This is a genomic window from Oceanispirochaeta crateris, assembly GCF_008329965.1.
GTDB lineage: Bacteria > Spirochaetota > Spirochaetia > DSM-2461 > DSM-2461 > Oceanispirochaeta > Oceanispirochaeta crateris.
In genome coordinates this window covers 443398-461846 of the sequence record NZ_CP036150.1, presented here as the reverse complement: position 1 = coordinate 461846, position 18449 = coordinate 443398, and the positions used below count along the sequence as shown (strand labels likewise).

At 33.3% G+C, this 18449-nt stretch carries 21 protein-coding genes; 5 read left to right on the top strand and 16 right to left on the bottom strand.

The features are described from left to right. Positions 1–218 precede the first annotated feature (218 nt). The 16 genes from EXM22_RS02080 to EXM22_RS02005 form a co-directional block, all read right to left on the bottom strand. Positions 219–1031: a hypothetical protein gene (locus EXM22_RS02080; RefSeq protein ID WP_149484921.1), complete on the bottom strand. Its 813-nt coding sequence runs from the start codon at positions 1029–1031 to the stop codon at positions 219–221. 215 nt (positions 1032–1246) lie between these two features. Further along, positions 1247–1540, bottom strand: coding sequence for a helix-turn-helix domain-containing protein (locus tag EXM22_RS02075; protein WP_149484920.1), 294 nt, complete (start codon positions 1538–1540; stop codon positions 1247–1249). Then, positions 1527–1778 carry a type II toxin-antitoxin system RelE/ParE family toxin gene (locus tag EXM22_RS02070; protein WP_210411536.1) on the bottom strand — a complete coding sequence of 84 codons (252 nt, stop codon included), beginning with the start codon at positions 1776–1778 and terminating at the stop codon, positions 1527–1529. Before EXM22_RS02070 ends, EXM22_RS02075 begins: the two co-directional genes overlap by 14 nt. Before the next feature lie 418 nt (positions 1779–2196). Beyond that, on the bottom strand, positions 2197–2457 hold the full coding sequence (locus tag EXM22_RS02065) for a Txe/YoeB family addiction module toxin (protein WP_149484918.1): 261 nt from the start codon (positions 2455–2457) through the stop codon (positions 2197–2199). Beyond that, positions 2458–2700, bottom strand: a complete 243-nt coding sequence (locus EXM22_RS02060) for a type II toxin-antitoxin system Phd/YefM family antitoxin (RefSeq protein ID WP_149484917.1) — start codon at positions 2698–2700, stop codon at positions 2458–2460. A gap of 774 nt (positions 2701–3474) precedes the next feature. Further along, complete coding sequence (gene vapC / locus EXM22_RS02055; protein ID WP_149484916.1) at positions 3475–3894, bottom strand: type II toxin-antitoxin system VapC family toxin; 420 nt, start codon at positions 3892–3894, stop codon at positions 3475–3477. Continuing rightward, the gene (locus EXM22_RS02050) at positions 3891–4091 is read right to left on the bottom strand and encodes a type II toxin-antitoxin system VapB family antitoxin (protein ID WP_149484915.1); all 201 of its coding nucleotides are present in this window, start codon (positions 4089–4091) and stop codon (positions 3891–3893) included. Before EXM22_RS02050 ends, vapC begins: the two co-directional genes overlap by 4 nt. Before the next feature lie 335 nt (positions 4092–4426). After that, entirely contained in the window at positions 4427–5449 is a 1023-nt protein-coding gene (locus EXM22_RS02045; RefSeq protein ID WP_149484914.1) for a hypothetical protein, read from the bottom strand. Beyond that, on the bottom strand, positions 5427–6440 hold the full coding sequence (locus tag EXM22_RS02040) for a hypothetical protein (protein WP_149484913.1): 1014 nt from the start codon (positions 6438–6440) through the stop codon (positions 5427–5429). Before EXM22_RS02040 ends, EXM22_RS02045 begins: the two co-directional genes overlap by 23 nt. Positions 6441–6594: 154 nt before the next feature. After that, on the bottom strand, positions 6595–7560 hold the full coding sequence (locus EXM22_RS02035; RefSeq protein ID WP_149484912.1) for a Fic family protein: 966 nt from the start codon (positions 7558–7560) through the stop codon (positions 6595–6597). Between the two features lie 185 nt (positions 7561–7745). Continuing rightward, positions 7746–8909, bottom strand: a complete 1164-nt coding sequence (locus EXM22_RS02030; RefSeq protein ID WP_149484911.1) for an SH3 domain-containing protein — start codon at positions 8907–8909, stop codon at positions 7746–7748. A gap of 121 nt (positions 8910–9030) precedes the next feature. Beyond that, a complete protein-coding gene (locus EXM22_RS02025) occupies positions 9031–10128 on the bottom strand; it encodes a Fic family protein (protein WP_246157061.1) in 1098 nt (365 codons plus the stop codon). Between the two features lie 192 nt (positions 10129–10320). Next, positions 10321–11340 (bottom strand): AbiH family protein, encoded by a 1020-nt coding sequence (locus tag EXM22_RS02020; protein WP_149484910.1) that lies wholly within the window; start codon positions 11338–11340, stop codon positions 10321–10323. An 18-nt stretch (positions 11341–11358) separates the two neighbouring features. Beyond that, positions 11359–12852, bottom strand: coding sequence for an LA2681 family HEPN domain-containing protein (locus tag EXM22_RS02015; protein WP_149484909.1), 1494 nt, complete (start codon positions 12850–12852; stop codon positions 11359–11361). A gap of 135 nt (positions 12853–12987) precedes the next feature. After that, positions 12988–13689, bottom strand: a complete 702-nt coding sequence (locus EXM22_RS02010; protein ID WP_149484908.1) for an MAE_28990/MAE_18760 family HEPN-like nuclease — start codon at positions 13687–13689, stop codon at positions 12988–12990. After that, positions 13686–14780: a DUF262 domain-containing protein gene (locus tag EXM22_RS02005; protein ID WP_168203299.1), complete on the bottom strand. Its 1095-nt coding sequence runs from the start codon at positions 14778–14780 to the stop codon at positions 13686–13688. The genes EXM22_RS02010 and EXM22_RS02005 overlap by 4 nt, the downstream gene beginning before the upstream one ends. A 207-nt stretch (positions 14781–14987) precedes the next feature. Here EXM22_RS02005 and EXM22_RS02000 point away from each other — a divergent pair, with 207 nt between their 5' ends. The 5 genes from EXM22_RS02000 (at position 14988) to EXM22_RS01985 (ending at position 18315) form a co-directional block, all read left to right on the top strand. Continuing rightward, positions 14988–16145, top strand: a complete 1158-nt coding sequence (locus EXM22_RS02000; RefSeq protein ID WP_168203298.1) for a tyrosine-type recombinase/integrase — start codon at positions 14988–14990, stop codon at positions 16143–16145. 112 nt (positions 16146–16257) lie between these two features. Continuing rightward, positions 16258–16449, top strand: a complete 192-nt coding sequence (locus tag EXM22_RS01995) for a helix-turn-helix domain-containing protein (protein ID WP_149484905.1) — start codon at positions 16258–16260, stop codon at positions 16447–16449. After that, positions 16446–16604: a hypothetical protein gene (locus tag EXM22_RS18185; RefSeq protein ID WP_168203297.1), complete on the top strand. Its 159-nt coding sequence runs from the start codon at positions 16446–16448 to the stop codon at positions 16602–16604. The genes EXM22_RS01995 and EXM22_RS18185 overlap by 4 nt, the downstream gene beginning before the upstream one ends. Before the next feature lie 2 nt (positions 16605–16606). Further along, positions 16607–17110, top strand: coding sequence for a hypothetical protein (locus tag EXM22_RS01990; RefSeq protein ID WP_149484904.1), 504 nt, complete (start codon positions 16607–16609; stop codon positions 17108–17110). Then, a complete protein-coding gene (locus tag EXM22_RS01985; protein ID WP_149484903.1) occupies positions 17107–18315 on the top strand; it encodes a phage terminase large subunit in 1209 nt (402 codons plus the stop codon). The genes EXM22_RS01990 and EXM22_RS01985 overlap by 4 nt, the downstream gene beginning before the upstream one ends. The last annotated feature ends 134 nt before the right edge of the window (positions 18316–18449 follow it).

Sequence of the window (18449 nt, the reverse complement as noted above, 5' to 3'; positions counted from 1 at the left end):
TGGATAACGCCGCCATAACCTGTTTTCCGTAGATGGCGTATTTTCTGCCGGCGGAGCCGAAAAGCAGAAAGTATGCCATAGGAAAATCTGGTTCATGGCTTTGTTATGCTGAATTTTCCTATTGTTTAGTTTTCATTATTGCATTATTTGTTTTTTCCTATTTACATAGTAAATCATGTAATTTCTTTAAACAAATAAATATTTAAGGTTTAGCCCAATCAAAGCCTATAAAAATTCAAAATGTAATCTTTTAAATAATACTTATCCCACATAAATGTATGTATGCAAGCATGTTGTTCTGCTGAAACGTATAATAAATTTTCTACAGAGTTGTTATATCCATTATTATCAATATGGTGAACTTGAGTACATAGAGTTTTATTCCTATTGATTGAAAAAAGGGAAGCAACTAATTGGTGAATATAAATTTTATTTTTCACATATAAAAGTTTACATATTTTATCATATATCGGTTCAATATCTTTTCTATTTTCGTCTTGTACTTTTCCATGATTGCTAACAAATATCTTTTGTGAATCATCTATTTTATATTCTTTAAAAAATTCATCTGTTAAAGAATGAGACACAGGTTTCGCAATCCAACCAACTTTATCTTTCAAAGTCTGATATGAAACATTAGTATTCCATTCTAATATTTCGAAGTCATTATATAATATTTCTAGATTATTATTGGATTCTCTTCCTTTTCCATGTAATATACAACCTGTTCTTATTTCATATTCTTTTTTTTCATTATATTTCGAACTATAATTTTTACTAAGTTCTCTATTTCCATATATAATAGCTAATCTGAACTCAAATCTCTTATTTTTTAATGGAAAAATGTTATATAGAGCTATGTGATACTTATGGATAGGAAAAGCATTATCAAGTATTACTTTTCCAAATTCTATTTCATATTTTTGTGCATTTTGAAAGAAATTTGATTGCTTGAATATATCATCGATATTTAAATCTCGTTTAATTGCTATCCGTAATTGTGGAAATATTTTCTTAGAATATTCACTCATAAAACTTCCTTCTGTGCAAATCAGACTTTCTTCAGCATAACACCCTGATCACGTGCATTCCGGCCTGGCCGCAGGACAGGTATTGGCGCACTTCTTGCCAATATGGTAAATCATCAAAACTATATTGAAAAGCAATTATTTATTATTGAATGGATCTTGAGCAAGAAGGTGTGACAATAGGAATGTCAGGTGCATTAGCTTGTTATGCCTCGTTCTTAATTTGCCTTTCTTTTTAGATGTACTTCTGGTACTGCATCTAAAGCTGTAGCAACTTTTCTTAAGAAGGAAAGTGATAAATTTCTGTAATTCCCTGATTCAAGCCTCGCTATTGCTGGTTGTGAGCTTCCTATTTCATGAGCAAGTTCTTTCTGGGTTAAGTTTTTGTCTTTCCTTAGTTGAATTATTTCTTTTGATAATGTGAATTCTTCTTCTAAGAAATCATATTCTGCTTTTAAATGGGGATCAGATAGTCGCTCTTTCTTAAATTCTTCATAATTATATGCTTTCATCTTCAACCTCCTGTAAGTATCTATTTATTAACGATATAGCTTTTTCAATTTCATTTTTACTGGTCTTGTTTGTCTTTTTTATATATCCAGATGAAATAATGAATATCTTTCCATTGTGGACATAATAAAACATGCGAACAATATCTGATGCAAATTTCACTCTCAGTTCATATAGATCATAACCAGTAAGCTTTTTTGAGTGTGGCATTGCTAATGAGAATCCAAATTCCTGCAACAAATCAATTGTTCTAAATGTTTATGCCTGCATTTTAATACTAAGAGAATCAATAAATTCCTTTGCAGGTTCAAGAATCAATACTTCATTCATCTCAATGGATTATACCACATTTGATATGTTTTATCAATTTGATAATATTCTAATTGGATGATATAAAATCTTTTTGTGATATAAAATGCATGTATCCATCCTGACTTTGTCAGGATTTCTCTTCGAAGCATAAGCTACCATCGGAGATTTCCTTTTTAGATGCAGCAATGCCTATGTTTTTAATTAATCCTTTTACAATAGGAACTTATGTCTTTTGATCGGCATAACATTCTTTTAAGCAGCAGGAGGAAAGATGGCGGGATCGTTGCGAATGCAAGGATCATGACATCCCGACTGACTACTTCAAAAGCTTGTTCTACAGTTCTCTTTATTCATAGTGTGTCCACATTCTTAATATTTTAACTATTTGTTCTTTTTCAAGTACTTGATATACAATACGATGTTGAATATTTATTCTTCTTGAGTAAGCCCCTGTTAAATCTCCAATCAGTTTTTCATATGGGGGTGGATTCTGGAATGGATTGACTTCTATTATTTCTAATATCTGCTGAGCTTTCTTTTTTAGACTACTTTCAGATAGCTTTCTTGCATCTTTTTTTGCTTGTTTTGTATAGAGTAATTTGAACATTTACCAATCCAAAGAATCATCTAATTCATCTATTGGAGTATTCATTCCTTTAATGATAGATTCTCTCATGCCTGGTATGGACATGAGATGAAGCGTTTCTTCAATGCTCTTCCAGTCATCCTCTCCTATTAAAACAGCAGAGCTGTTTTTTCCTGTTATATGTACAGGTTCATGAGATAAATTGACAGTTTCAACAATTTTATACAGATCTTTCCTTGCATTTGTTACATTAATTGAACTCATGGCATCCTCCGTACGGTTATCCGTACGTTCAATATACATCTAATCTCGTACTTAGTCCATTTCCTGATCATTCATTCTAACATAATAATCTTCCACCGGAGGTTTATTACTCCAAAGCTGAGCTTCCACTGGAGTTTGATTTATTTCTCTTATTTTACTAAAATTTATATTATTTCTTTTGATTTAAAGACTTATTAATTCTTAAATCTGTAGAACATCCTGATCACGTGCATTCCGGCCTGGCCAAAGGACAGGTATTGGCGCACTTCTTGCCATTATGGTAAATCATCAACACTATATTGAGAAGCAATATTTATTATTGAAAAGACTTTAAGCAAGAAGGTGTGACAAAAGGAATGTCAGGTGCATTAGTTTGTTGTGCACCCCCACTTCAGAATTCAACGGCCAGAACTGGGTCAATTTTAAAACAGTTGAATAAGGCGCAGGCGAATTCCACTATATTTGTACTTCTGCCAGCCGCAGCCGACAAGGTTGCTACATTTATCCATGACAGACAGATACCAACAAGAGAAGGAAAATCCCTAAATATTTCATGAGAAAATATCAGAAATCTGAATCCTAGCATTTTTGCCTGCACAACATCCTGATCACGTGCATTCCGGCCTGGCCGCAGGACAGGTATTGGCCCACTTCTTGCCAATATGGTAAATCATCAACACTATATTGAAAAGCAATTATTTATTATTGAATAGATCTTGAGCAAGAAGGTGTGACAATAGGAATGTCAGGTGCATTAGCTTGTTATGCCGTCTCTTATATCTCTTTTCTCACCTGATGCAGCTTAAGCTCAATTACTTGATTGTAATTGGTAAAATCCTTATCAGTTGAGAATACACTGATGTTATTTGATCTAGCAACACTGCAAATCAAATAGTCAACTTGAGAACCTTGTATTCCATTCTTTCGGCAATCATTATAAATTTTAGCTGCATATTCATAATCCTGTGTTGTAATAACCAGATCATCAAATGCCCTCATTTTGTCTTTTAATGACTGGAATTTTATCTCATTTGAGATTCCCGATAGTAATTCTTGTCTAATTGGGCCAATTAGCACTACACGTAACTCACGTATCAGCTCTTTGAGTTCATTAATTATTCTCTTCTCATCTTCTGTTGGGCTCTTTTTCCTAAATGCGAGAGACCAAACAGATGTATCCACAAGTACTTTCAATTTCTATCTCTCAGTTTTTTGTAATCATAATCATCGTCATAATCAATTTCTCCAAAGAGATCGATAATATCTTCTTGCTGTCTTCTTTGAACAAATTCTTTAAGAGCCTGATTTACTGTTTCTTTTTTAGTCTTTATACCAGCGACATTTTGCGCTAACACCAGTAATTGATCATCTATTGCTAAATTAGTTGCCATAACAACCTCCAAATACAAGTTAGTGTAAAGCATAACACATTCTATTGTGTAGGTCTATTTTATACTATTGCTCATTAGACACTTCTTATGGTTTGATATTCTCTTCATCCTCACCTTGGTCTGGATTTCTCTTCGAAGCATAAGCTACCATCGGAGATTTCCTTTTTAGATGCAGCAATGCCTATGTTTTTAATTAATCCTTTTACAATAGGAACTTATGTCTTTTGATCGGCATAACGCCCATTTAACTTGCAGACCGTTAAGCTGGCGGAAATGCTGCCGCGAAGCGAAAAGCAGCATTTGTGACAGTAGGGCTGTCAACGTTCAAATGTTTGTTATCTAGAGATTGTTGAATCTATGTCTTTTGATAGAGATAAATAAACATTTACATTTCCATAATTCTGCACATTACTTAACATGAACTCTTTACTTGGAAATATTTCAGTTCTACTTAAAATAAAATATGGTATTAAGTCATTTTCCCCATAAGACTCAACGAGTTTAGATTTACCAATCTTTTCTATTCGATTAATAAATGTAAAAGCTTCCATACTTTCAAAATCGAGACTTAACATATCTGTTTGGTGATATTCAGATACATCAGATGCGGAAATATATGTTTTTATATACGATTTAACTTTATTGTCTTCATTGAATTCAATCATCTTATTATAAAAATCTTGAAACTTTATGTTTTCATGATAATCCATTATAAATGACTCAAGATCATCTTGGTTAGTAAAAAAAACAAACGCTGAATCACCTTCTGATTTCACAACAATTGCATTTGATTTCAAAAAATAGGGCCTTACAAATTCTTTAATAAAAGAATTAAATTGCTTGCATAACAATGAATGAAAATACATATTTTCCTTACGAATCTCTGTAGAATTTGCTAAGTCAAATAATACTAAATATCCGTTGCGTTGCGTTCTTTTAATTCGTTCAATTTTTCGTATTAATAGTTTAAAAGCTGAAATATCTAAGTTCATCTTTTTTTGAGAAATAACTTTCTTTTCATCATTTGATAATTGTATTTCTGCAACTATTTTAAAATAACTTATATTTGTTGGATTAGTTAAATCAGTATCGCAATAGTCACACTTATCAACTTCTTTTGCGTACTCATTGCCACATGTAGGACAATTTTTTTTGTATGGTTGAATTATTGTATTTTGAATTAAAAATGCTTCTATTTTTGATATCAAAGATTTCTGACTAACAACTCGGAGTAATTCAGATTTCCTGAAAATACCACCAGTACCAACACTACCCAACAAATTATCAATCTTTGAAAAGTTTTGGTGTGACAACTCAGGAATTGCTTTTAATATATTAATTAATTCTATTGAATACATCCCAAAGCTCCTGTTTCGTAACTGATTCTGAAAATGTAATTATCTGGCTTTTTATTGAATCCATTCTCAATCTAAACGTAGATACAATACCACCTCTTTCGGTAAAATAATAGAAATCAATCTTTTTATTAAATAAATCAATATCGGAATCTATTGCTACTGATTGACCAGCCTCAAATAACATATTTGTTTGTACGTCAAAGTCAGGGTTATTTTCCTTTATTTCTGATATTTTATACTTACCCTGTTTTAAATCCCTAAGTATGTCTTCAACATCTGCTCTTTCTTTCTTGAACACTGCAGAATCATATCTATTTGCCTGATTATGTATGGAAAAAACAAGGCAGTTTGGAAGATATCGAAGTTTCTCTAAACTGTCTGATGTTATTAATTGTTCCAGACTGCCTTCATATGAAGGTATAAAATCTTCTAAAAACTCAAACAAACTCTTATCGAGGTTTCTTTTTTCAAGAATATCACCATAAGTATCATACCCACAAATTATTCTATTATGGTTAAAATCAAAATATAGAAACTCAACAAAATGAATATGAGTAATTTGATATTCTTTTATAAGCTTATCATCATTTTCACCTTCATCAAGTAAAGTATATACTTTTTTAATCTGGATTTTCTTGATCGTTATACAGTTATTCTCATTAACATAGTAAATTTTATTATCATCTTTTAAAGGATTAAATGTTCTATCATTTTCTAAGTGGTACATATTACATTTTTTTGTAATATCTTGAATTAATCCGTCACTAAATTTGAACCTATATAAATAGAAGTGTTTCCTACCTGCACTTTCTGTATCAATATAATACTTATCAAATTTTTCTTTATCTGTAGTATTCTTCTCAAAGTGGTCAACTAAGTTTTTTTCTATTTCCTCTTTAGAACCACTTTTTTTTACTTTTAATTCATTAGCTTTAATAAATTTGTATAGAGATTCTCTTGTCAGTTTGTTAAAAATCGGTTGATAATTCATAGATTACTCCTATTTTACTACATATTTGACTTTATATCATTTCTTATTTCTAGATAACATCCAATTAAGTAGATTGCCGTCAGCTGGCGTGGATCATGCCTACGTAGTAGATAGCTTGATCCATGACAGTAGGTAATTCTACTTCAATTGTTTGTTATCCACTCTTTTCCATTCTATATTTTGTCATTCTACCTTTACCTGTAGACTCAATCCTGTTTTCTTCAATTAACTGTTTTAAATCTCTACTAGCTGTAGCACTAGAGATTCCTTTACATACTTTCATATATTCTTTTCTATCAAACCAGCTATCCAGCTGAGAGAGAGCAACTTCTGTGCGTTTTTGATAATCTGGGCTTGCTGGCTTTGATTCATTAATCGTATCACGTAATGCTTGATTTATGATGTTTAGCATGAATTCAATAAATACAGTTGATTTTCCGGTATTATCTGAAATTGATAAGGCCTGATAATACTCTTTCTGATGATCTTTAATTAGCTTTTCAATTGGTACAAATTCAAATATTGGATTTACTTTCATCAATATGCGTGTTTGCCAATATCTCCCCATTCTTCCGTTTCCGTCTTCAAAGGGATGAATGAATTCCATCTCATAGTGAAAGACACAGCTTTTGATAATTTCTAAATCTGTATCTTCTTTAAGGTATTTGAATAAGTCATTCATTAGGCCAGGAACCATTTCTGATGTGGGGGCAATATGTGTTACTTCCTTCCCCTTCATAATTCCTACTTGTGATTTTCTATATTCTCCAGGTGCTTTTACTAAATCTTTCATTAGTATTCCATGTGCTGAAAGAAAATCATTTTTATTGAATGGCCTCAATTCATTCAACTGATCATATGCTTTGATAGCATTCTGTACTTCGATGATGTCTTTTTTTGGACCAATAATTCTTTGATTATCTAATAATGCTGTTACATTCTCAATATTGAGTGTATTACCTTCTATTGAAAGAGATGATTGGATTGTTTTAATTCGGTTTTGACGGCGTAGTCGTGCTTCTGGTTTAACAAGCATAAAGCTTTGGCAGATACCCAATGCTTCTGTTATTTGCCCATATAAATCCAATATTGTTTTCGTAATATCATACGGTGGTTTCATACTTCAATGATAGTATCATATGATACTATCAGCAATCCTTTTAATATTTTTTTGGCCGAAGGCTGGATAACGCCGATTTAAATTGCATACCGAAAGCTGGCGAATTCTGTGCCTGCGAAGCAGAATTGCACAGAATATGACAGCCGGAATGACAATTTCAAATCTATGTTATGTGGTAAATCTGTTTAATCAAATTGCTTAAGATAATCCCAAATAATATCTTCACTTATTAGCGATTTTTCAACAATTATACCATTAATATAATCGAATTTTATTGTTATATATGGCCCTACTGTATCTTCATCATACCACCCATTTTTTGGCTGATAAATAATTAATTCACTTTCTGATATCAATTTCATAGCATATCCATAGTATTCTTCTGGAATGCTTTTCAATTTTTTCATTTCGGTTTTATCAAATATAAATATTGATGTTTTGTCATTATTTCGAAAAACCCCATATAGATTACCATTGAAAACTTTTTTATATCCTTCGTATAAAAGATTACAATTATTGCGATATGGATAAATATCTTCGTTTTTGATCAATTCATTAAATTTTTCATCAAGGTCTTTCTCAATCATACAAGTCTTCAGATCAAAAATAAAATATGGATGAATTGAAAATCCTCCGAATTTTCCATAGGCAGTGGTAATAAATATTTTATTTTCATTGAATTTATAGATAGGTCCAATCATATATTTATTATCTTTGGACAAAATATTAATATTGAAAATCGGTGCTATTTTATTCCCATTAAAGGCCCATAAGCTCGAACCATGTGTCCATAGTAGTATTCCATTATATTCAACATATCCTGTTGGAATTATCTGATGCTTATCATCAAATTCTGATGGGAATACAATCTCACTTGTTTTATTAGAAATAATTTCTTCAATCTTATCTACTATAAAAGATTTTTCAATTTCAAATTCATCTTCTGATTCTGGTATTCTAATTTTTGTATCATATTCTAAATATCCTTCAAATACCCATCCATTGATTCCGTTATTTGTTTTTATGTTTAACCATCTATCCGTAATATTGTCTGTGTAAGTGTTCCATTGGGTTCTGCTAATAATTTCTACTTCTTCATTTAAATCAACCTTACCTAGTATTTCACCATAATTGATGTCTGGAATGGATCTTATTCTTAATGAGTTTATGGTTGAATTTCCAATAATCATGTTGCTTTTAAGTTCTGTAGGTTTATGATCTTTCTGTTGATCAGCTAATATGTTTTCATTATCAACAATTTCTTTTACCAGCTCTTGTTTTACAGTCTCTTCTTTTGAGTTACAGCTTATTATTAAAAGTAATATAAATGTTCTTAATAGAATTTTCATTTTCTTCCTTTATCCACATAACATTCTTTTAAGCAGCAGGAGGAAAGATGGCGGGATCGTTGCGAATGCAAGGATCATGACATCCCGACTGTCTGCTTCAAAAGCTTGTTATGTACCACTATTATTTCCGCAGTAAATCATATAGAGGACGATTAACAAATATTGTTTCTTTTCCTAATCTAAATGATTCTAATACTCCTATCAGCTCTAGTTCTTTTAGGTATTTACTTGCAGTTCGTCTTTCAGCAATACCTGCCTCCACAAGAAAAGCAATTTTTGTATACGGCTGAACAAATAATAATTCAACTAGCTCTTTTGAATAAATGTTTTTGGGAAGTCTACTCTTACAGACTTCAATTGTCGTTTCTAATAATTCCATAATGTCTGAAATGATTTTATATGTGTCCTTTGCTGTCTCTTCTACAGCTTTTAACATATATACTATCCAATCTTCCCAATTTTCGGACTTATGCATTTGTTGAAGTAGCCTATAATATTGTGTTTTATTTTTAATTATATATGAACTAAGAAAAAGAACTGGTGTATCTAATAACCCTTTTAAAACAAGATAAAGGACATTTATTATTCTACCTGTTCTACCATTACCATCATAGAATGGATGTATTGATTCAAATTGATAATGGATGACAGCCATCTTTATCAAGGAGTCAATTTCATCATCTGAATTTATGTATTTCTCAAGATTTGTAAGAAGATTATTGATTACTTCTTCATCATCAGGGGGAGTATAAAGTACTGCACCGGTTGTATCATTGACTAAACTTGTTCCAGGTAATTTTCTTATACCAGCCGAATTTTGTTCAAGCTCTTCTTGAATTGAGAGTATTGTATTTACACATAAAATGTCGCTTTTCTTTATTTCATTATATCCAAGCCACAAAGCTGATCTGTAGCTTAAAACCTCTTTTGTTGCCGGATCATTTATTCTTTCCTTTGCAACTATAGCCCTATATAGAGCGTCTTGGGTTGTTATGATATTTTCTATCTCTGAACTGGCTGAAGCTTCCTTCAAGATTATAGAACTTAGTAATATTGAATCATTTGGTAAGAGAGAACAGTATCCCTTTAACCTTGCTAGCTCTCGGTTAGAAGAAATAGCATGTTTTAAAACATTCTTAGTCTCAATTTCTTGTTTTGGAGGTAATTCAGGTAAATTATTATTCGCTATTTTACACATATCATGTCCATTGTAAGCCATTTTTAGTACATGTCAATGTCATCGTGTGCATATATTGCACTTTTATGAACACGTTTTAGTTATCATGTTCATTGTGTGTACATAACTATCTTTTAAGCTGCAGCTCGTAAGCTGGCGTTTTCTGTGCCTGCGTAGCAGACCAGCACAGAATATGACAGTAGAACTGACAGCTTCAAAAGCTCGTTATATATTTCAGCCTTGCTTTTCATTCCCTTCTTTCTCAAATCCACTAAAGGCTTCATTTAATTCATAAACCCATGATTGATATTCTTGTAATGACCCATCTGGAAAAGGAATTGGAGTAAGAGGTTTTAGCTGCATTGTTGCTTCAAATAATGCTTCACATGTAAAACGAGGGTGCAGAACTAACCAACTTTTATCAAATGAATTTAATAATGAGTAGTGAGTATCTACAATGATATCTTTAAGGTTACTAGCAACCAGTGATTCAGCATTAATATCTATGATTTCCAATTGCAAGAATCTTTTTCTTTTGTTTTCTTTTATGTGATTAATAATCCTTTCTCTTGCATTAATATCTGTAAACGGAGCACTGTAACCGAAGATCGTAATGTAATAGGCATTTGAAATATAATCTTCAAGAATTTTCCATTGCTCATTAATGACATCATCAATATCATATATTTTATTAGAAACAGGATATAGAAGTTTTGTTGGTGAAAAGGATTTTTTACAAATATTACAAACATCATCCTTCCAACCAAGTATCTTGTCTTCATTACAAACACCTTGTAATACATTTCCATGTAAGAATACTAAGTGAGGTAATGTTTTAAGAGAGCTATTCCTTCTGTAAGAATAAGAAAGAAGTGGGTCCCAATTAAAAGTAGCAATTAAATCTTTTCTTCTAAGAGAAAATATTAGTCTGTCATATAAAGTTAATTCATCTGATAGTTCTAGTGAGTCAAAATAATTATATAACCGTGACTCAATTTCTTCAGTTATTTCTGTTTTTTTTGATTGAACGAGTTCATCAAAAAAAAGTTCAAAATTATCTTTTGCTGATTCAATTTCTTCATCACTTAAAATATCAGATAACCTAATAACGTCTGGTATTTGGTTCATCATCGGTAGTTTTTTATTATTTTTATCACCATTGGGATTTGCTGCACAACTTGAGCCAGCTCCTAATATAACAACATGAGGTAATTCACTAAGCTTTAACTCGCTATACTCTTTTGGTATACTCATAGTTATCCTTATTTATTACTAGTAATCATAACTAGGCATTATTATTGGAATAGTTATATCATCATTCTCCGATTTTTCTTCTTCTGAATGAACTGATAAAGATAAATAAATAATTGCTTCTCTAACCTTTTCAATTAGAAAGAAACACTTATTAGAGAAATCTTTCTCTGCTATATGATAACTGTACGATTCTTTTTCAGTCCAGCCTGCAATATCCCAATGGATAATAAAACTCTTATGCTCTATATAATTCCTAATCTTTGCAATATTTTTTGCATCAGGATCTAATACTAAACTTAATGATTCATCAAGCTCATAAAAATCTCTGCTAATAAAATATAATCCTCTTAGGGGTTTGTTTTTTAAGTCTATAATGTGTATACATAATTCTTTTGTAAATTTGTTCTTTCCAGTATCATACTCCCTCCAAATGTTTTTAAAAGAAACCTTATGATCTGGAATATTTAAAACTAAATATTTATTCAGAAAATATGATATTTTATCAAATATTGAATATGCCATTCTGAATGATATTTTCAAATATTCATATTTTAATCCTAGCTGAGAATAATCAAGAGTATTAATTAAATTTCTGTTACTATCAGAAAAATGAATTAAATCTTCTTGAGAAATTAAATACTTATAGTAAAAATATCTTAAACTTATAAATTCTTGTTTAATTTCATTAAACAGCCTATGGAATATAGGTTCATCATGCTTTAATTCTTTTGGTACAATCATAGATGGAAGAGATAAAATATCGTGTGCTACTGTATTTGATTTATTGATATCATTTAAAGGATTAAGAAAAAGGGATGTGTTTAAAACCCAATTCCAATAATCTATTTCATTTTGTCTGCTTCCCAACTCATATTTTTCAGTATCAAATTCTTTTCTAAGATATTCATCACTAAAATATGAACCTAGTTTTTCTTTAATGTTTTTAAATATTTCAGATGCCGTATAATGAAGCTTTTTATAATCTAATTTTGATAGTAAAAAAAATGATTCACGACCTATGAGATCTCTATGACTTGGGTCATACATCATCTTTGAATATTCAAATAGTCCTTGACCCTTATTTCCTATAGCCATCTGAAAATTTTTGTTAATCAATAGAGATTTATTCCATAATGCAATAGCACTTATTGGCCTTCCTATTTGACTATATGCATTTGCTAGATTAGTAAAAAGAGAACAACTAAGATTGCTATTTTCTCCATTATCATCTATTTGATTAATTGCTTTTCTATAGTTTATGATTGATTGATCAAATTCATCTCTATTCAATAACCAAATATTTGAATCATTTCTATTTCTTATATTATCTAGTGACGACCACGCATTACCAAGATAATAGAACAATATTGCACTTAGTTTTTTTTCTATTTTTTCCTTTTCTACAAATATTTCTATTTCTGAAATTAATTTTGATAAGTTTTTATCATCACAAGAGTCAGAGAAGGTATCAATTAAAACACCAAATTGAAATATCATTTTTTTATAATCCAACACTAACCTCTTTAATCTATATAACGCCCTAAATGAGCAGCAAGATTGTCCCGTAGGGTTGGCGCTGGCTTTGCGCATGCAAAGACGGTGACAAAAATATTGTCTGCTCCATTTTTTTGTTATATCGCAATCATTTCATGATACACTTTTCAAATAATTCTTTACTCGAATATTTTCTACTAAAGTGATTATAAATAAATCCAATAGTTCAACAATTTTTACTGACCTATCTAAGATGTCATTTATATCATCTTCTAATATTACATCTCCATGTGCTATAGAATTTCTTTCCTGTAGTAAAAAATCAATAAGATGTATTCTTGCTTTATATCTATAACTATTTGTTTTATCGATTATCAACTCTGAAAAATCAACTGGTATTTCAATACCGAGTATATTTAGAATTTTTTCAAAAACAGAAGAAGATAAATTTGATTCTGTATCAATAAATTTGAGTTTGTCATTATTACTAATCTTTATCTTAAATATTTCATTTTTAGCTTTATCAATTTTCCGGATTAGTTTTAATTCATTACCTATACTTGGATTATTTAATGAAAGACTACAATCATTAATATCTTTTTTTATTTTTAGATAAAGAAAATTGTCATTTAGTTTATGGAGCTTAATTTTTCTAGAGTTAATAAAATTTAGATAACTCAATGCGGATTTTTTTACAAAACCTTCCCAGTGCGAATATAACAACAATAAATAGGATTTGATATAAATGATATTTTCAGTATCAATAATTGCCATTTTAAGAATTTGAAGTTCTTTTTTTCTCCATGCGAGATCTTTTACTAATGAATCTTCAAACTTTTCTATTGGATCTATCATACGAACTCATCAAATATCTCTATTGACAATTCTTTTAAGCAAATAAATCTTTGTATTGAATTTCTACCAACACGCATATTTTTCTTAAATTCAGAATGTTTGTATATTTTTATAATTTGGCTTTTTATATCTTCCTTTTCTTTTAATTTTATCTGATCAAGATTTTTATATATTCCAGGAATTAATACTTCAAAAGAAGTAAGAGTAAATGGACCTTGAAATTTTATTTCTCCATCTACTTCAAATGCTTTTTTGAATATTCCTTCTCCTAATAAATCTTTTAGAAAATCAAAAACCTGTTTAAACTTAATGTATTCATTACTCCAATTTATTTGGGTGTTATCAATACTTTTTATGATTTCCATATCCAAAAATTCTGAAAAATCAATACTTCCAAAAGGTTTATATTCGTTAACATTTAATTCATTGAGTGTTGAAATAAAATACCGGACTATTAATTCCATATGATATTCTTCACTTTTAGCTTTATCTGTAAGCGGAACACATGTTTCAAAAGAATTATAAATTTTAAGATTATTTATTTGTTCAAAAAGATCTTTTTTAAGCATAATCAGTAAACAATTCCGTACTTCTTGACCAGATAAATCAGTACCACCTGTATTTAATCGTTGGAATAGTTCATATTGAGATTTAGTATTATTTCCTGTCAAAAGAATATTAATACCCAGTTTTCTTCTTTTAAATTTTCGTCTAATATCTGCATCTATTTTTTCCCATGTCATCCCATTAAGAGATGGGAGTAATTTACCTTTATCTAATTTCAATGGGTCATAATCTTTTAGTTCACCTGCAAATTGAAGAATGGTAGATAATCGCTGAACTCCGTCTACTACATCCCATTTCCCATTATCCTTTTGAGAAACAAATATTGGTGGAATAGGAATTCCAAGTAAAATAGATTCTATAAATCTTGTTTTCTGAGCTTCACTCCAACGATACAACCTTTGAAAAGCAGGTGTTAGATTTATATCTTTATCAGAGTATAAATTGATTATTTCACCAATTGACATCGGATAATTATCAGTTTTTATTTTTGTTTCTTCTTTCTCTAATTCTTGATTCAATCCCATATCTTTTCTCCTTATCCAATATATCATATTTTTAGCTAACCGTTTTGCGATATAACATCCAATTAAGCGTAAGTAAAAGTTGACAAAAGAAACACATAGATTTATTCTTTACCTGACAACGATTTACTAAACATCCTACTGTTTTCTCTACATTACCAATTCATGGTGTGTCGGCAGTTCTGAAGGCACCCATAAAGGATGGAAACAGTGAGATACAGAGAGCCATTTACAGTATACCCAAGAAAAATGAGATCTGGAAAAGTCATCTGGTACTATCAAACCTATGACGATTCTGGAAAAAGAACAAGCGCTTATTCTACAGGCCAGACATCTAAGTCTGCAGCCCGTCATATCTGCCAGAAACTCCTACGTGAGGGAAAGCTTTTGCCCGATACGGTGGGAAGAATAACATTCAGGGATTATGCCAAGAATTGGTGGGATTGGGATAAATGCGAATACCTTAAGTATAAACGCACCAGGCGAAACATCTCAAAAAGCTATGCCAGTACAGGACGACTTATTTTAAAGAATCATATCATGCCCTACTTTAAGGATATGAGGTTGGCTGACATCAGAATTTATGATATCGAACAGTGGTTGCAATCTTTGGTGGACAGCGGCCAGTCTAATACTTCTGCTAATCACTATCTGAGGTTTCTCAGGATCATGATGACCGAGGCAATCCGCCGAGACATATTGAAAGAAGATGTTAGCCGAAAAGTTCTTCAGCTCAAAAAGACTGAATTCACTAGAGGGATACTATCCCATGAGACTGTTCGAAAAATATTTGACCAATCTAATATCATGGAGTACTGGCCCAATAAAAAATGCTACTATGCCAGCTTAATAGCAGCCTGTACAGGAATGAGAATCGGTGAAGTCCGCGGATTAAAGTACTCAGACCTTGGCATAGGGATAGTTTCAATTTCCAGGCAATATCATGCAAAATTTGGTGTTACCGATACGAAGAACCATAAATCCAGAGAGGTGCCTCTACCACAATCGTTGATCGATGAACTGTTGAATTTAGACAGAAGATCTGACGAAGATTATATTCTAGCTTCTACTCATAATCATGGTGATCCCATGCACCCTACTTCCATTTCACGAGCCTTTACAACAGCCCTGGTTAAGTCCGGTATGAAAGCTGAAGAAATCAAGGCAAAGAACATAACCTTTCATAGCTGGCGGCATTACTTCAATACTGTAATGAGAAGCAACAATATTTCAGACAGTAAGCTTCGAAGTATGACCGGACACCAATCATCTGTCATGACCGACCACTATACACATTATGCTGCTGAAGATTTAAAAGAGATAGGGGATGTTCAATCCAAGATCCTCTCATTTCACAAAGTTGTATGAAAAAGTAGGGTAAACCCTACCCTCCTGACTGTAGAAAAGGATTTACCGTATTACCAAAGAGAAGATTGTGGGATTCGTTGTCACCCTATATCAATCTATCGGAGGTAAAAAGATGGAAGGACTGTTAACTGTAGAAGAAGCCGCTGACTTCACCAGACTCAGCACTAAGACCCTGTACACCTATGCGTCACAGAAGCGGATTCCCCATATCAAATTGGGGAGTCGTCTCCTGTTTGACCAAATCCAGCTCAAAAAGTGGATCATAGGAAATGCAGTTCCGGCCGGAGAGGCGGAAAAGAAATGAAGAAGCCCTATCTTACCGAAGCCACTATCAGGCAAGCTTTTTCGTTTCTTAAGAAGAGACAGGAACATGCCAAGACTGTGAAGAAGAAAGATTGGGAGGCTGAGTTCGAAAACTGCTTGAAGGTTATCGAAGAGCTTTCGGCCAGGAGCCGCTGACCATGGCATCAACGAGTATCATTGAGTCAGGAACTTTTATTGAAGAGGAATGCTGGCTCCGTCAGCCCGGAGAGACTGGTGCGGCTTATACCGCCTTCTGCCTCTACCGGGACTACGGCGGGAGCCGTAGCGTCAGAAAGGTGCTAAAGGATCAGGAGCTCCCATCCAGCCGAAGCGGTATCTGGTTAGCCTGGTCCCAGCGCTATGCTTGGGTACTCCGCGCCGAGAAGTATGATGCCCACCTGGACAAAATCCGCCTGGAGGAGAATGAGAAAGCCCTCCGACAACGGCAGGCAAAGCACCTTGAACTGTCCAAGAAGATGCTCGACCTGGTTGATAAGCGTTTGGACAAGCTGGATCCGGATGAGCTGTCTCAGGGAACTATCCTTGACTGGATGAAGAACTGCAGCCAGATCGAGACGGATATCCTGAAAGACGAAGAGAAGGAGAAAGGCACCCTGAAGCAACTGGAGATCTCCTTCTTTGAAGACTTCAAGGGTGTATGAGAATCAAGTTTCTGCCGACCTCTGCCCAGAGGAAGGCTCTCTCTCTCGTCAAAAGTAAAGCCAAACACATCCTGCTCTACGGCGGGTCCAGGAGCGGGAAGACCACCCTACTGGTGATGGTTCTGATTTACAGGGCCATCCAGTATGCCGGGAGCCGTCATTTGATCTGCCGGCTCCGCCTGAAGGACGCCCGAAGCTCCGTCCTTCACGAAACCCTTCTGCCCTGGCTGGACAAGACCATTGGTCCTGATCGTTACCACTTTATTAAACACGAAAACTACATTGCTTTGTACAACGGAAGTGAGATCTGGATTGGCGGCCTGGGAGACAGGGAACAGGTCGATCGTATACTCGGCCATGAATACAACACCATTTACTTTAACGAAGTCTCTCAGCTCTCCTATCACGCCGTCACCACGGCCTATTCCCGCCTGGCCATGAAGACCCCGGGATGCCGGAACCTTTTCCTTTATGACTGCAACCCGGGCTCCCCTCTCCATTGGACATATAAGATCTTCGTCCGGAAGATTGACTTCAAGACAGAGGATCCTTTGAATAAGCCAGGGCTCTATACCTCCCTGCTTATCAATCCAAAGGACAATCTTGACCACCTGGACTCAGGCTATATCGACGATGTACTGGATAATCTCCCCGAGAAACAGAAAGATCGCTTCCTCAAAGGGCTCTGGGTAAAGGGCGAAGGCTGCATCTATGAACGCTTTGAAGAGTCCATGATCATCCCGCCAGAAGAGCTCCCGGAAATGGATTACTACACTGCCGGTCAGGATTTCGGATTGAATATTACTAATGTAAAGATTGGCTATTCTGGTGAGAGGGTCTATATAGTGAAAGATCATGGTGGTCACAATATCACCACAAGAAGCTTTAATGACCAACTGAAAGACCAGGGCTGGTTCCTCGAAGATCTACCTGTCTACTGCGACCCAGCAGGAGGAGAACGTATCCAGGAGATCACAGGAGGTCAGAAGGCCAATAACGCCGTAGAACCGGGAATCGATTATATCAACAGCCTGATAGAGCGAAACCTCTTTTACGTCTGCTCATCCTGCACCGGTGTCCTGTCCGAGATTTGGGACTATGCCCGAGACGAAGAGGACCGCATTATCAAGATTAACGACCATTACATGGATGCCATGAGGTACGGGATATTCTCCAGAATTCAAAACGGTATTGTGTTTAGTTAAAGGTAATGACACTGCATTCAATTTTCTCTTTTCAAATAACAATTCACCATCGAAATAGAAAGTATAGTATGCATTTGTTAAGGCTTAATTTTCAATTATTCGAAATAATCCTGATCAACTTTTGCAATTTTGAT